The organism is Caulobacter sp. GW821-FHT12D05 (genome assembly GCF_058807295.1).
Genome location: NZ_JBXAQO010000003.1, coordinates 913118 through 926708 on the forward strand (window position 1 = coordinate 913118; position 13591 = coordinate 926708).

Sequence of the window (13591 nt, forward strand, 5' to 3'; positions counted from 1 at the left end):
TCGATCAGAACGAATACCGCAGGCCGACCGCGAAGGTGCGGCTGAGGATGGTCGAGCCGAAGTTGTCGGTGGTCGGCCCGCCGGCGTCGCCGAAGGCATAGTACGACTGGCTCATCTCGTCGGTCAGGTTCACCGCGTCGAAGGTCACCGAGATGTTCGGACGCACCTGGTAGCTGAGCTGGAAGTCCAGGCTCTTTTCCGGGCGACGCCAGATGCCGATCGGGTTGGCGAACAGGGCGGCTTCGTTGTTGTTCAGGAAGTCGTCGCGCCAGACATACGACAGGCGGGCGCCGATCGGGCCGCGCTCATAGGCCAGGGTGACGTTGTACGAGAAGTTCGACACCCCGAAGAACGAGGTCCGCTGCTGGCCGGTGATATTGCCGGCGGCGTCGGTCGAGGGGACGTTCTGCGACGACTCCAGCTTGGTCAGGCTGGCCTGCACGCCCAGGCCCTTCAGCACGTCGGGCAGGTAGTCGGGGAAATAGACCAGGCCGACCTCGAAGCCCTTCAGCACGCCGTCCGAGGCGTTGACCGGCTGGGTGATGACGAACGAGTTGGTGTTCTGGCCGCTGTTGGCGATGGTCTGGCGGCGGCGCAGGCCGACGACCAGCCCGTCGATCTCGCGCCGGAAGACCGTGCCGTAGAGGGCGCTGCCAGGCTGGAAGTACCACTCGGCGGTCAGGTCGTAGTTGGTCGCGCGCGTGGCTGCCAGGTCCGGATTGCCGCCCGTGCCCGAGCCGTAGCCGACATTGGTCAGGTCGCCGGTCAGGTTGTAGTTCGGATTGAGGTCCGTGAAGTTGGGCCGGCGTAGGGTCTTGCCGTAGTTGAAGCGCAGCGTGAAAGTCTTTGCCAGGTCGTAACGGACCGTGACGCTGGGCAGCAGGTCGCTCACCTTGGCGGTGTCCAGCTTGCGCGCGCCGGTCAGCTGGTCGTTGAAGGCCATGTCGGTAATGACGCTGACATAACGCAGGCCGGCCTGGGCCTTCAGCGGGCGGCCGAACAGGTCCTGCTCGAAATCGGCCTGGACGTAGGCGGCGGTGGTGGCCTCGTCGACGCTGAAGTTCTTGAACAGCCGCAGCTGGTCGGTGGTCTTGAAGTTGGGATTGACCGTCTTGTACAGCGCCCGGATCTCGGTGGCGTGGTCGTGCAGATAGTAGCCGTTGGCCAGCACCCACGAGGTCGGCACGTCGGCCTGGCCGTCGAAGAAGCCCTCGTTGGTGAACTGCAGGCCCTTGTCCAGGGTGCTGAGCGGCCGGCCCAGGAAGCCGTCCTGGGTGCGCTGGGATTCCGAGGCCCCGCGGAAGTCGTAACGGCCGCCGAACTTGACGGTGCGTAGCGGCCCCCAGTCGGCGTCATAGGTCCCGTCGAACGACAGGGTGATGGCGTCGCCTTCGTTCTTGTTGGCGTTGTCGTAGAACTGGGCGACGTTCCACTGCGCCGGGTCTTTCAGCAGGGCGTTGTTGTCGAACTTGAACGCCGTCACCCCGTTGCCCGGGTTGAAGTCGACCGTGATCGAGTTGGCCACCCGGTCGGTGCGCATGGCCAGGAACTGGCTGCTGTAGGTGCTGTCCTGATAGGCGAAGTCGGCCGTCAGGTGCAGGCGATCGCCGACCTCCCACTTGCCGTTCAGGGCGTACACGAAACTATCGGTCTTGGCGGTGGTCAGGTCGCCGCTGTTGAAGCCATAGACCGCGCCGACGGTCCGGGTCTTCATGATGTTGGTGTCGGGGAACAGGGTGTAGGTCGAGGCCGGGTTCGGGCCCAGGTTCCCCCACCAGTCGACAAACGAGAACAGCAGGCTGTTGAAGGTCTTGTTGCGGTAGCCGTCGTAGAAGAACTCGAAGGTGTATTCGCTGCGGTCGTTCGGAGCCCATTGCAGGGCGGCGTTGACGGCCGGGCGCTTGCGGTCGCCGTAGAAGTCGCTGGCGAACACCGCGTCGCGTGACAGCAGATAGGGCGTGGCGACGCCGTTGATGGTCAGGGTCGAGCCGGCCTTGCTGGGCAGGCCGCTGTTGCTGCCCGGCACCCACAGCTGCTGGCCGGGCGCGCGGCCGTCGGTGGGCTGGATGCGTTCCAGCGGCGTCCAGCCGGCGGCCGGCGTGGCGGTCATGAACGGCACCACGGCCCCGGCCGTGACGCTCTGGTCGCGGAACTTGGTGCGGGCGAAGCTGACGCTGAGCAAAGCCCCGACGTCGCCGGCGTTGGTGGTCCAGCGGTTGCTGACCAGGGCGCTCAGGTTGGGGTTAAACTTGTCGGCCTGCTCGTGCCAGATGCCGCGCGCGGCCAGCGAGAAGGCGGGGCCCTGGAAGTCGAAGGGGCGGCGGGTCTGGACGTCGACCTGGCCGGCGATGCCGGTCTCGATCTGCTCGGCGGCCCGGGTCTTGTAGACGTCGATGCGCTTGACCAGGTTGGCCGGGATGTCCTGCAGGGCCAGCTGGCGGCCAGAGGCCGTGAAGACGTTGCGGCCGTTCCAGGTGGTGGTGATGTCGGGCAGGCCGCGGATCGAGATGGCCGAAGCCTCGCCGCCCGAGCGGTTGGTGACCTGCACGCCAGCGACCCGCTGCAGGGCCTCGACGACGTTGTTGTCGGGCAGCTTGCCGATGTCCTCGGCGACGACGGATTCGACGACCTGGGTTGCTTGGCGCTTTACCGCGAGGCCCTTCTCCAGGCTGGCGCGGATGCCGCGCACCACGACCTCCTCGACCTGGTTGTCATTGGACTGGGTGGCGGTGGGAGCGGCGTCGGCGGCTTGGGCGTTGGCGCCGGTGGCGGCGCCCAGAACCAGCGCGGCGGCGCCGGCCGAAAGCAGCCAATAGGCGCGCGGAGTCGTGGACCGGTTGGTCATTGGTGTTCCCTCCCTGAATTACACGGCCTCCGTCTGCGCGGCGGCTTCATTTGTATTATTGTCGGACAATATAGGTTTCGACAAGAGGGTTTGCGAGGGAGGGGTTTGGCTGGCGGCGGAGAAAGGTGCTTAAACGCTGGGTTTGAAAGCGCGAGCCAGGCTGCGAAGCCTAGTCGGACAAATTGTCCTGGCCAGTTGTCTGTCCTCGTGCGAGCGGCCGTAAAGGCGCGTGGACGCTACGGAAACTCGGCGTTTTGGCCGGGGTTCAGAGGAGTGAAATCGGATTTGTCAGGGGATAGGCCGGCGCACCAAACCCTCTCTCTAAGAGAGAGGGAGCGTTCATGACTTCCGGAAGAACCCGTGGATCCGCTCGGCCAGGGCCTGGCTGACGCCCTCGACCTTCACCAGGTCCTCGACGCTGGCCCGACCCACGCCCTTGGCGGAGCCGAACGCATGCAGCAGCGCCTTCTTGCGTCCCGGACCCACGCCCTCGATCTCGTCGAGCGGGTTCTTCTTTAGGTCCATGGATCGGCGGGTGCGGTGCGCCCCGATCGCGAACCGGTGGGCCTCGTCGCGCAGGCGTTGCAGGTAGTAGAGCACGGGCGACTTCGGTTCGAGCATGAACGGCGTCTGGCCGGGGATGAAGAACCGCTCCAGGCCGGCGTCGCGGTCCGGGCCCTTGGCGACCCCCACGACGGCGATGTCGTCGACGCCCAGGTCGGCCATGATCTCCAGCGCCGCATCCAGCTGGCCCTTGCCGCCGTCGACCAGGACAAGGTCGGGGCGGTTGGCGTCGTCGCCGTCTTCCTCTTCCTTGACCAGGCGCGAGAAGCGGCGCTTCAGCACCTCCTTCATCATGCCGTAGTCGTCGCCGGGCGTGAGCTCGGTGCTCTTGATGTTGAACTTGCGGTACTGGCCTTTCATGAAGCCTTCCGGCCCGGCCACGATCATGCCGCCGACGGCGTTGGTGCCCTGGATGTGGCTGTTGTCGTAGACCTCGATCCGCTCGGGCGGGGCTTCCAGCTTGAAGGCCTCGCAGACCCCGGCCAGCAGCTTGGTCTGGGCGCTGCCCTCGGCCATTTTCCGGCCCAAGGCCTCCCGGGCATTGGTCAGGGCGTGACCGACCAGGTCGGCCTTCTCGCCGCGCTTGGGCACGCTGATCTCGACCTTGCGGCCGCTCTTCAGGGCGAAGGCTTCGGAGAGGAGGTCGGTCTCGGCCGGCTGGAGGTTGGCCAGGATCAGGCGCGGGATCGGCTTGTCGTCGTAGAACTGGCCCAGGAACGCGGTCAGGATCCGCTGTTCCTCGGTGGTGGTCTCGTCCTCGGATTCATCGGCATTGCCGGTCACCCGCGGGAAGTAGGCGCGGTTGCCCCAGTTCTGGCCGGCGCGGAAGAAGAACACCTGCACGCAGGCCTGGCCGCCCTCGACGTGCAGGGCGACGACGTCGGCCTCGTCCACGGTCTCGGGGTTGATCTGGGTCTCCTGCGCGACGCTGGAGAGGGCGCGGATGCGGTCGCGCAGGCGGGCGGCGCGTTCGAACTCCAGCTCCTCGGCGGCGGCCTCCATCTCCTTGGCCATGGTCGCCATCACCGCACGGGACTTGCCGCGCAGGAAGGCTTCGGCCTGGTCGACCAGCGCCTGGTAGTCGTCCTTGCCGATCAGGCCGGTGCAGGGGGCGGCGCAGCGCTTGATCTGGTGCAGCATGCAGGGCCGGTCGCGGGCGTCGTAGACGCTGTCGCTGCACGAGCGGAGCAGGAACGCTTTCTGCAGGGTGTTCAGCGTGCGGTTCACCGCCCAGGCGCTGGCGAACGGCCCGAAATAGTCGCCCTTGATCGTGTGGGCGCCGCGGTGCTTGCGCAGCTGGGGCGCGTCGTGGTCGCGGCGGATGACGATCTCGGGGAAGCTCTTGTCGTCGCGCAGCAGCACGTTGAAGCGCGGCTTCAGCTGCTTGATCAGGTTGATCTCGAGCAGCAGGGCGTCGGCTTCGGTGCGGGTGGTGACGAACTCCATCGACCGCGTCGCGTCGACCATGTGGGCGATGCGGTTGGTATGGAAGCGGCCCTGGGCGTACTGCACCACGCGCTTCTTCAGGCTCTTGGCCTTGCCGACGTACAGCACCTCGTCGGCGTCGCCGATCATGCGGTAGACGCCCGGCGCGTCAGGCAGGCGCGTGACCTCGTCCTTGATCAGGGCGGCGCCGATCAGGCGGGGGGAGGCGTCGGTGTCGGTGGTGGTGTCGGTCACGGAGGGAGATATAGGCGAGTCCCGGACGTTCAGCGATCTTCCAGGGTGTGGAAGATACGCAGGATGATCACGTTTTGAGGCTGCACGTCGTACTGGATCACGTAGCTTGTCGCGCCGAAGGGAACGATAAGTTCGCGGAGGTTCTCTGGGATCGAACGGCCGCGTTCTGGGAATTCGCCTAGGGATCTATAGGCCGTGATGATGGTTTCGACCGCCCGGTGCGTGACGTGCGGCGCGCGCTCCTCCAGCCACTGCCTGAGGCGGTCCAAGTCACGTCTCGCCGTCGGCGAGAATCGACAGTCCTCATTTCCGGATGCGAGGGCGAGGCTCCGGCGGAGGAAGTTCGGCGTCGGTTCCCCAGGACCGCATCCACCGCTCGATGTCCTCAAGGGGAATACCGCCATTGCGGAGGGTCTCATCCGCCTCGCGCCGGAGCTCCGCCCAATAGGCGTCGTCTTCCCTGCGGGCGTCGAGACGGGTCTGGGGGCGATCACCATCGGCCATGTTCTGACTATGTTCCATCCATGGTTTGTCGTCAACGCGCTCCGGCGCTATGACGCGCTTCATGACCACGCGCAGCCTCTTTGTCACGCCGCTCTATGAAGCCTCTCTCGCCGGCGAGAAGGACTTCGAGACCTTCATCGACGAGCTGCACGACGCCTGCATCGCCATCGCCGAGGACGACGACGCCGGCCAGGCCTGGGCCTACAACAAGGGCTATCTGGGCTACACGTCCTACGCCTCGCTGAACGACCTGCCGCAGCGCGACAGCCTGTTCGCCGACCTCAAGAAGAAGCTCGACAAGCACGCCGCCGCCTTCGCCAAGGAGCTGCGTTTCGACCTGGGCGCGGGCAAGCTGGTCATGGACAGCTTCTGGATCAACATCCTGGAGACCGGCGGGCAGCACACCGGCCACATCCACCCCCACAGCGTCATTTCCGGCACGGTCTATGTGACCATCCCGCCGGGCGCCTCGGCCATCAAGTTCGAGGACCCGCGCCTGCCGATGATGATGGCGGCGCCCACCCGCGAGGCCGACGCGCCGGAAGGCCTGCAGCCGTTTGTCTATGTCCAGCCGTCGCCCGGCGCGATCCTGATGTGGGAGAGCTGGCTGCGCCACGAGGTGACGCCCAACCAGGCCGACGAGCAGCGCATCAGCATCAGCTTCAACTACGCCTGGCGGTAGGGCGAATGTCCTTCGGAACCGTTCGGTAAGCGCGGCGCGACTAGAGTGCGCCTCCACCCCGGGGGCGAACCGTGCCGCAACATGTCCAACAGCTCTGGTTCGGCGGCCTGTATCTGGCCGTACTGACGCTCGTTGGTGTGTGGATCCTGCTCGGCGGAAATCCGCACCCGTTCAAGCCGCCGTTCTGGCCCAATGCCAGCTTCCACGGCTATGCCTGCTACGACGCCTGTAAAGACCATCGGCGCGCCTATGCCTGGGCCGAGCGCGAGGGCGTGACCGACCCCGCCGAGTGCCGCCACCTCTCCCGCGCCTTCTCGGAAGGCTGCAAGGCCTGGGTCCGCGACCGCGCGCCATCCGCGTCGTGATGATCAACGGTTAAGCCGGGAAACTTGACTGGACACTCGAGGGTTGCGGCCCTCGAAGGAGACCCGTCATGGCTCAAGCGCCAGATCACGCCCCCGACCATTCCGGCGACGCTCTCATCATCCAGAAAGTCCAGCCGTTCGGTGAGGGGCAGATCGTCCTGACCACGCCGTCGCTGGACCCGGACGGTCGGCTGGAGGATCGCCACTCGGCCTATCACGAGAACCGCTCGCCGCCGCTGGTCTGGACGCCGGTAGACCACGTGGCCGCCTACGCCATTATCGTCGAGGACCCCGACGCGCCGCGCGAGCATCCGTTCGTGCACTGGCTGATCTGGAACATCCCGGGCGAGGCGACCAGCCTGCCCGAGGGCCTGCCGAACGAGGCCGGGCTGGGCCGGATCGGCGGCGCGACCCAGGGCGTCAACGGCGCGGGCAAGATCGGCTGGTACGGGCCGCGCCCGCCGCCGGGCCACGGCCTGCACCGCTATCACTTCCAGATCTTCGCCCTGGCCGCGCGCCTGACCTTCGGCCCCAACGTCCCGATGGAGACCCTGGTCAGCGCCCTGAAGGGCGACACCCTGGCCGAGGGCCTGCTGGTGGCGACCTATGAGGCGCCCGAAACGCAGTAGAGCCTACGGCCCGCAGGTCCAGGTCCCCTCGATAACCCGCTTGGCGCCGTCGGCCCGGTCGTAGGTCAGCGCAGCGGGGTAGGGCGGAGACTCGCCGCCGCCGGTGGGCTTGCCGGTGATGGCGATCTTGATGGTCTTGCCCTGGCCGCTGAAGGTCGTGCCGTTGACCATGGCGTCGTAGCCGCCGGGCGCGACGATGCGCTCGACATAGGTTCCGACCTTCACCAGGCCGTAGCCTGGCTCCTTGATGCCCGAGAAGCCCATGGCGTAGAGCAGCGGATCGCTCCCGCCGCTGTTGAAGCTGCAGCCCAGCTCGCCCTTCAGGGAATTGGCCTCGAAGTCGGCCCGCAGCAGGGGCGACAGCTGGATCTGCGAGCCGTCGCCGCCGACGGTCCCATTCGAGGGCACGCCGTCGTTCGGCGCTGCGGTGACGGGCGCGGGCACGGCCGGCGCCACGGCCGGGGTGCGCACCTCGTCCGGCGCGGGCGGGGCGGCGGGCTGGTCCTCGGTCTTCTGTTGCGAGCAGGCGCTGAGCGCCAGGGCGGCGGCGATCACGGCGGCGAAGCGGTAGGTCATGGCGTCCCCCAATATCGTTGAGAACGACGTTAGACGGTCGCAGGCTCCGCCGCCACCGCACTCGCCTTCCAGCCTCTCTCCAGGACCCAGGCGGCGATCGCCAGCCACAGCAGGCCCAGGAACGCGTGGCCGCGCTGCCAGTAGCCGACGTCATAGCCGGTGCGGATGTTCCACACGCCGGTCAGCAGGGCGAAGACCAGGAACAGGCCGAAGAACCAGCCCAGCGAGAAGTGGGCCAGCCGCCGATAGCCCGGCTTGCCCCACAGCGCCCACGCGGTGAACAGCGGCGCGAACTGCATGGCCAGGCCCACCCCGCAGGCGCGGTGCATGGGGTCTGGCCAGTGGAACACGCCGGCGAAGAAGGCTCCCAGTCCCGTCAGCGCCACGAACAGGCCCGCGAAGGCCGAGACCCGCCGCCGGCCGCCGGCCTTTTCCAGCGCATGGGCAAAGCCCGCCCCGGCCAAGAGGCCCGCGATACCCGCGATCATCATGCCGTAGTTGAAGACCTCGGGCAGGGGCGCCTTGGGGCCGCCCAGCTCGCTGATGAACTGGGCGCCGGCGTCGAAGCCGGGGAACAGCCGCTGGGCGATCCACACGTCGGCCACCATGATGGCCGGCGCGATCACGCCGATCTTCAGGAAGGCGCCGGTGCGGACGGTCAACGCTTGGATTCCGAGGTCACAAAAGAAGAGGGCGGCAGAATCCCTTCCGCCGCCCTTCGGGTCAACAGCGCTTTGAAGCGAAGTTTACTTCGCGGCCGATGGGTGACCGGCCGGGGCGAAGACGTTGCCGAAGAAGTCGCCCTTCTTCCACACCGGGCGCGCCGGGGCGTTGGCCAGCTCGCGGGCGATCTCGTAGTTCACCAGGGCGAACTTGGCGGCCGCCTGGTAGTCGATCGGCTGGTTCAGGTCGTCACCCGGGTGGTGGTAGTTGGTCTTCAGGAAGGTGGTGAAGGCCTTCTCGCCGCCGTTCTGGAAGCCGGTCATCAGGAACACCGAAGGGATGCCCTGCTCGACGAAGCGGTAGTGGTCCGAGCGGGTGAATAGGCCTTCTTCCGGCAGCGGGTCGCCCGACAGCGCCACGCCCACGCGGGCGCCGGCGTGCTTGACGGCGTCGCCCACGGTCGAGCGGTCGGCGCCGAACGCGATCACGTCGGTGAACGGGTACAGCAGCACCGGCATGTCCAGGTTCACGTCGGCGGCGATATTGGCCTTCGGCACGGTCGGGTTGTTGGCGAAGTAGTCCGAGCCGACCAGGCCCTTCTCTTCACCCGTCACGGCCAGCAGGATGATCGAGCGCTTGGGGCGCATCTTGCTGTTCTTGAAGCCGCGCGCGACCTCCAGCAGCGTCGCGATGCCCGAGGCGTTGTCCAGGGCGCCGTTGTTGATGCGGTCCTCGCCCGGCTTGGCGTTGTCCTTGATGCCGATGTGGTCAAGGTGCGCCGACAGGATGATGGTCTGGGCCTTCAGCGTCGGGTCCGAACCCTCGATGACGCCGACGACGTTGCTGCTTTCGCGCTTCTCGATCTCGGTCTTCAGGCTGATCTTGACCTTGCCCGGCAGGGCGAAGCCCTTGACCGCGCCGGCCGGGGTCTCGGCCTGTTCCAGGATGGTCGCCAGAGGCGTGGCCGAACCGGCGAACAGCTTCTCGGCGCCGGTCAGGCTGATGGTGGCCAGCGACGGGGCCGACGGCGCGCGGATGGCGCCGACGTCCTGGGCGTTGCGCCAGATCACCCGCCATTCCTTCATGCCCGCCAGGCCGCGCGCGAACGGACGGCGCTTTTCGCTGCTGGTGGTCGGGATGATCAGCACGCCCACGGCGCCGCGCTTGGCGGCCTCGACGCGCTTGGTGTTGGGGTTGCTGAAGTGGGCGCGTTCCTCGGTCTGGATCGAGGTCGGGGCGCCGGTCAGGATGACGACGACCTTACCCTTCACGTCCAGGCCCGCGTAGTCGTCGCGACCGCGCGAGGGATCGACCACGCCAAAGCCCGCGAACACCAGCGGCGCGTCGACATTGACGTCGGCGGCCTGGGCCTGAGAGCCGGGCAGGTAGTCTTCACCGTACTTCAGGGCGACGGCCTGGCCGTCGGCGCCGATGACGCTGATCGCGCCGTCGGTGGCCGGGCGGTGGGCCAGCAGCGGAACGTGCTGCTGGTAGCTGACGCCGGTGGTCAGCTTGTCGCCGGCCGGCTTGACGCCCAGCAGGGCGTATTGGGCGGCGACATAGTTGGCGGCGATGTCGTAGCCGCGCGTGCCGGCCTCGCGGCCTTCCATGGCGTCGTCGGCCAGGAAGGTCATGTGAGCCTTGATGGCCTCGGCCGACGGCGTGAAGTCCGAAGCCGGAGCGGCTTTCTTAGCAGCGGCCGGAGCCGGCTTGGCGGGCGTGGCGGCGAGGACCGGTTGAGCGGCCATGAGCAGGGCGGCGCTGGCGAGCGCGGCGCGGCGCGTAAACGACATGTCTGTGATGAGCCTTCTTGAAAGGCAGGCCGCCCCCGGCCCGCGTCAGGGGGCGAACCATGTCGGCGCTGTGACGGCTTGTCGAGACGCGCGGACCTGAACGTTTTGTAATGTTGGGCAGGATTTCCCGCCGCGAACGGCGTTCTCGCAACAGGGCTCGCGCGGCGGGCGAGGCCAAGGCCAGCAACGGCCCCCGCCGGTTCGGTTAGCGGCAGATTCACCCTGTTCGCAACCTCGATCTGGGGCCCCGAAACATGGTTAACCCGCGTAAAAAATTATGACCAAGGTGTGAATTTTACCATTTTTGGTTGCAACCGCTTAACCCAACCGGCGCGATAACCAACGTCAACAACGGCAATTCCTTTGGGGGACAAACCGATGCAGGCAATTTCGATCGCAGCCTCCGGCATGATGGCCGCCGCCGACCGCCTCCACGCCTCGGCCCAACGCGTGGCATCGGCGGACGCCCAGGCCGATCGCGCCCAGACCCTCGGGGACGTCGACTACGTCAACGAGCGCGTCCAACAGATCGGCGCCGCCACCGACTTCAAGGCTAATGCGGCGGTGATCCGCACGGCCGACGAAATGACCGGAGCCCTGCTCAACCTCAAGGTCTGAGCCGGTTCCTGAGCAGGGCCTTTAGGCCCGCTCCCACGTAGTTAGAGCCCGGTCAGCCGGTGCGGTCTCTGCCGCAGCGGATGGGCTCTAGCGGCCGGACGCCCAAAGCGCGCCCCCCTTGCAGAGGGCGTTCGGCAGCCGCCTCCCGCTTTGCCCCCTAGTCTTGCGGGAGGCGGCCCCCACTTTCGGGGTCGATTAATCTCGGGGCTGTAAATCTCCGTCGAAGTTTCCGGAGGTTGAATTGCGCCACCTCGCCGTCGCCTTGCTCGCGTTTCTGGTCTTGCCGCTTTTCGGATGCGAAGGGCGGAGCGACCATCGCGTCGACCTCGCCGTGCCGCATATCGCCCAGGAAACCCTGCTGTGCGTGCCGACCTCGGCGGCCATGGTGCTGGCCTTCTATGGCGACCGCCAGGAACCGCGCCGGCTGAAGGCCTTGTCGCGGGGCCGGACCTATGACCCCGCCGCGCCGTTCGACGACTTCACCATCACCCTGTTCGCCGACATGAAGCGTGGCCTGGCCAGCCAGGGTTACGTCTGGAGCGACGCGGGTTTCCCCGATACGGCCGAAGGCTATGCGGCGGGCCTTAACGTGATCGAGGACGAGCTGCGGCAGGGGCGACCGGTGCTGGTCGACATCACCGCCGCCGGCGTCGGCCATACAGTGGTGGTCAGTGGTTTCGACGACCGGGCGCGCCAGCTGTTCATGGTCGATCCCGCCCAGCCGGCTCCGGGCAAGGTCACGATCGGCTACGACGGCTTCGCGGGCTTGTGGAACGAGCACGCCTATGGCGGCCAGTTCCGTGCCCTGATGAAGACCGCGCCGAAGGGATAGTTTCTATCCTCCCCCTCTGGGGGGGGGGAGAGAAGTAAGCGCCCTGGCGCTTACTTCGCCTTGTCCATCAAACCCGCAAACCGCTCGAACAGGTACAGGCTGTCCGTCGGGCCCGGCGAGGCTTCCGGGTGGTGCTGGACCGAGAAGACCGGCTTGTCGGCCAGCTGGATGCCGGCGTTGGTGCCGTCGAACAGCGAGACGTGGGTCTCTTGCACCGGGGCGGGCAGGCTCTCGCTGTCCACGGTGAAGCCGTGGTTCATCGAGACGATCTCGACCTTGCCGGTGGTTAGGTCTTTCACGGGATGGTTGGCGCCATGGTGGCCCTGTTCCATCTTCACGGTCTTGGCGCCCAGCGCCAGGGCCAGCATCTGGTGGCCCAGGCAGATGCCGAACACCGGCTTGCCGCTTTCGACCAGCTTCTGGATCTCGGGCACGGCGTAGGCGCCGGTCGCGGCCGGGTCGCCGGGGCCGTTGCTCAGCAGCACGCCGTCGGGGTTACGGGCCAGGATGTCCTCGGCCGAGGTGTTGGCCGGCACCACCGTGGCGCGGGCGCCGACATGGGCCAGGGCGCGCAGGATGTTGCGCTTCACGCCGTAGTCCAGGACGACCACTTCGTACTTGGGCTTGTCCAGCTTGGCGTAGCCTTCCGGCCACGACCACAGGCCCTCGTCCCAGGTGAAGGTCTGGGTGGTCGAGGCGTCCTTGGCCAGGTCCAGGCCTTCCAGGCCGGCCCAGGCCTTGGCCTTGGCGACCAGGGCGTCCAGGTCGAACTTGCCGTCCGGCGCGTGGGCGATGACGCCGTGCGGCATGCCGGTCTCGCGGATCTTACGGGTCAGGGCGCGAGTGTCGATGCCGGCCAGGCCGATGACGCCGCGGATCTTCATCCAGCTGTCGAAGTCGCCGCCCGCGCGCCAGTTGGCGTGGTCGGTCGGGACGTCGCGGAACAGCGCGCCGCGGGCGGCCGTCTCGGCCACGCCGGTGATCTGCTCGACGTCCTCGACATTCGTGCCGACATTGCCGATGTGCGGGAAGGTGAAGGCCACGATCTGGGCCATGTAGGACGGGTCGGTCAGGATCTCCTGATAGCCCGTCATGGCGGTGTTGAAGCACACCTCGCCGACCGCGTCGCCGACCGCGCCGCAGCCCACGCCTTGCAGGATGGTGCCGTCGGCCAGGGCCAGAACGCCGGTAACGCCGGGGAGAAGGTCTTGGGACATTCTTGGGAGCGCTCCTACACGCGGTGGGGTGGGACTATTTTTGCAAAAAAGCGGGCAAGGGGTAACCCCGGCCCGCCGCGCAAACGGCGCGGTGTATAGGGGGTTAGGGGAGGGGGGGCAACCCCACCTGATCACGCGGATTTCGCTTGGCTCCACATTCCCGTGATATGCGACCGCGCACCCTCGCGCGGGGGCCTGAAAAGCCCTTATGGTAGAAGGCTTCCAAGCAAAACGAACAGCCGAACACGGGAGGACGGACCCATGCTCGAACTGCGCCCGAATTGCGAGTGCTGTGACGCCAACCTGCCGCCCGACAGCGACGCGGCCCGAATCTGCACCTTCGAACACACCTTCTGCGCCGACTGCGCGGACGTGCGCTTCGAGACGGCGTGCCCGGATTGCGGGGGCGGGCTGGTGGCGCGGCCGATAAGGCCGGAGAGCCAGCTGCATCGATATCCGGCGTCGTTGCGGCGGGTGAACCGGGGGCATCGGTATACGGTGCGCCGAAGCGAGGATGAGCGGCCGGCGGGCTGGGCTTAGAGGCTTTGGTTTAGCGCCCCCTCCGTCTCGCTGCGTATCCGCAGCGATCCACCTCCCCCGCTTCGCAGGGGAGGAGAAACAGC

13 protein-coding genes and 2 pseudogenes are annotated in these 13591 nt (G+C 67.2%); 7 read left to right on the top strand and 8 right to left on the bottom strand.

What is annotated here, in order from left to right; translation table 11 throughout:
* Nucleotides 1–4 precede the first annotated feature (4 nt).
* The 4 genes from AC1RRR_RS17170 to AC1RRR_RS17185 all read right to left on the bottom strand — a co-directional run bounded on the left by AC1RRR_RS17170 (nucleotide 5) and on the right by AC1RRR_RS17185 (nucleotide 5656).
* Nucleotides 5–2845 (bottom strand): TonB-dependent receptor, encoded by a 2841-nt coding sequence (locus tag AC1RRR_RS17170; protein WP_492814970.1) that lies wholly within the window; start codon nucleotides 2843–2845, stop codon nucleotides 5–7.
* 339 nt (nucleotides 2846–3184) lie between these two features.
* Nucleotides 3185–5101: an excinuclease ABC subunit UvrC gene (gene uvrC, locus AC1RRR_RS17175; RefSeq protein ID WP_492815282.1), complete on the bottom strand. Its 1917-nt coding sequence runs from the start codon at nucleotides 5099–5101 to the stop codon at nucleotides 3185–3187.
* 17 nt (nucleotides 5102–5118) lie between these two features.
* On the bottom strand, nucleotides 5119–5508 hold the full coding sequence (locus AC1RRR_RS17180; RefSeq protein WP_492814972.1) for a type II toxin-antitoxin system RelE/ParE family toxin: 390 nt from the start codon (nucleotides 5506–5508) through the stop codon (nucleotides 5119–5121).
* The gene (locus tag AC1RRR_RS17185; RefSeq protein WP_492815284.1) at nucleotides 5393–5656 is read right to left on the bottom strand and encodes an antitoxin; all 264 of its coding nucleotides are present in this window, start codon (nucleotides 5654–5656) and stop codon (nucleotides 5393–5395) included. The genes AC1RRR_RS17180 and AC1RRR_RS17185 overlap by 116 nt, the downstream gene beginning before the upstream one ends.
* On the opposite strand from AC1RRR_RS17185, the gene AC1RRR_RS17190 reads away from it, so the two are divergent.
* The 3 genes from AC1RRR_RS17190 to AC1RRR_RS17200 all read left to right on the top strand — a co-directional run bounded on the left by AC1RRR_RS17190 (nucleotide 5655) and on the right by AC1RRR_RS17200 (nucleotide 7269).
* Nucleotides 5655–6275 carry a TIGR02466 family protein gene (locus tag AC1RRR_RS17190; protein ID WP_492814974.1) on the top strand — a complete coding sequence of 207 codons (621 nt, stop codon included), beginning with the start codon at nucleotides 5655–5657 and terminating at the stop codon, nucleotides 6273–6275. The genes AC1RRR_RS17185 and AC1RRR_RS17190 overlap by 2 nt on opposite strands.
* A 71-nt stretch (nucleotides 6276–6346) precedes the next feature.
* Nucleotides 6347–6640 (top strand): hypothetical protein, encoded by a 294-nt coding sequence (locus AC1RRR_RS17195; protein WP_492814976.1) that lies wholly within the window; start codon nucleotides 6347–6349, stop codon nucleotides 6638–6640.
* 68 nt (nucleotides 6641–6708) lie between these two features.
* Nucleotides 6709–7269 carry a YbhB/YbcL family Raf kinase inhibitor-like protein gene (locus tag AC1RRR_RS17200; protein ID WP_492814977.1) on the top strand — a complete coding sequence of 187 codons (561 nt, stop codon included), beginning with the start codon at nucleotides 6709–6711 and terminating at the stop codon, nucleotides 7267–7269.
* 3 nt (nucleotides 7270–7272) lie between these two features.
* On the opposite strand, the gene AC1RRR_RS17205 is transcribed toward AC1RRR_RS17200, so the two are convergent.
* From AC1RRR_RS17205 to AC1RRR_RS17215, 3 genes and pseudogenes are all read right to left on the bottom strand, one after another.
* Nucleotides 7273–7845: a hypothetical protein gene (locus AC1RRR_RS17205; RefSeq protein ID WP_492814979.1), complete on the bottom strand. Its 573-nt coding sequence runs from the start codon at nucleotides 7843–7845 to the stop codon at nucleotides 7273–7275.
* Nucleotides 7846–7874: 29 nt separating this feature from the next.
* A pseudogene (locus AC1RRR_RS17210) lies at nucleotides 7875–8572 on the bottom strand (DUF998 domain-containing protein).
* 19 nt (nucleotides 8573–8591) lie between these two features.
* Nucleotides 8592–10301 carry a M28 family peptidase gene (locus AC1RRR_RS17215; protein ID WP_492814981.1) on the bottom strand — a complete coding sequence of 570 codons (1710 nt, stop codon included), beginning with the start codon at nucleotides 10299–10301 and terminating at the stop codon, nucleotides 8592–8594.
* A 378-nt stretch (nucleotides 10302–10679) separates the two neighbouring features.
* Here AC1RRR_RS17215 and AC1RRR_RS17220 point away from each other — a divergent pair, with 378 nt between their 5' ends.
* From AC1RRR_RS17220 to AC1RRR_RS17230, 3 genes and pseudogenes are all read left to right on the top strand, one after another.
* Nucleotides 10680–10919, top strand: a complete 240-nt coding sequence (locus AC1RRR_RS17220) for a flagellar basal body rod C-terminal domain-containing protein (RefSeq protein WP_454714438.1) — start codon at nucleotides 10680–10682, stop codon at nucleotides 10917–10919.
* Nucleotides 10920–11037: 118 nt separating this feature from the next.
* Nucleotides 11038–11106: pseudogene (locus AC1RRR_RS17225) on the top strand (endonuclease domain-containing protein); the annotation flags it as partial.
* A 144-nt stretch (nucleotides 11107–11250) separates the two neighbouring features.
* Nucleotides 11251–11751: a C39 family peptidase gene (locus AC1RRR_RS17230; RefSeq protein ID WP_492814983.1), complete on the top strand. Its 501-nt coding sequence runs from the start codon at nucleotides 11251–11253 to the stop codon at nucleotides 11749–11751.
* 50 nt (nucleotides 11752–11801) lie between these two features.
* Here AC1RRR_RS17230 and carA read toward each other — a convergent pair whose 3' ends face one another.
* Nucleotides 11802–12968, bottom strand: coding sequence for a glutamine-hydrolyzing carbamoyl-phosphate synthase small subunit (carA, locus tag AC1RRR_RS17235; protein WP_492814985.1), 1167 nt, complete (start codon nucleotides 12966–12968; stop codon nucleotides 11802–11804).
* 261 nt (nucleotides 12969–13229) lie between these two features.
* On the opposite strand from carA, the gene AC1RRR_RS17240 reads away from it, so the two are divergent.
* Complete coding sequence (locus AC1RRR_RS17240; protein ID WP_454714442.1) at nucleotides 13230–13508, top strand: DUF1272 domain-containing protein; 279 nt, start codon at nucleotides 13230–13232, stop codon at nucleotides 13506–13508.
* Nucleotides 13509–13591: the final 83 nt, after the last annotated feature.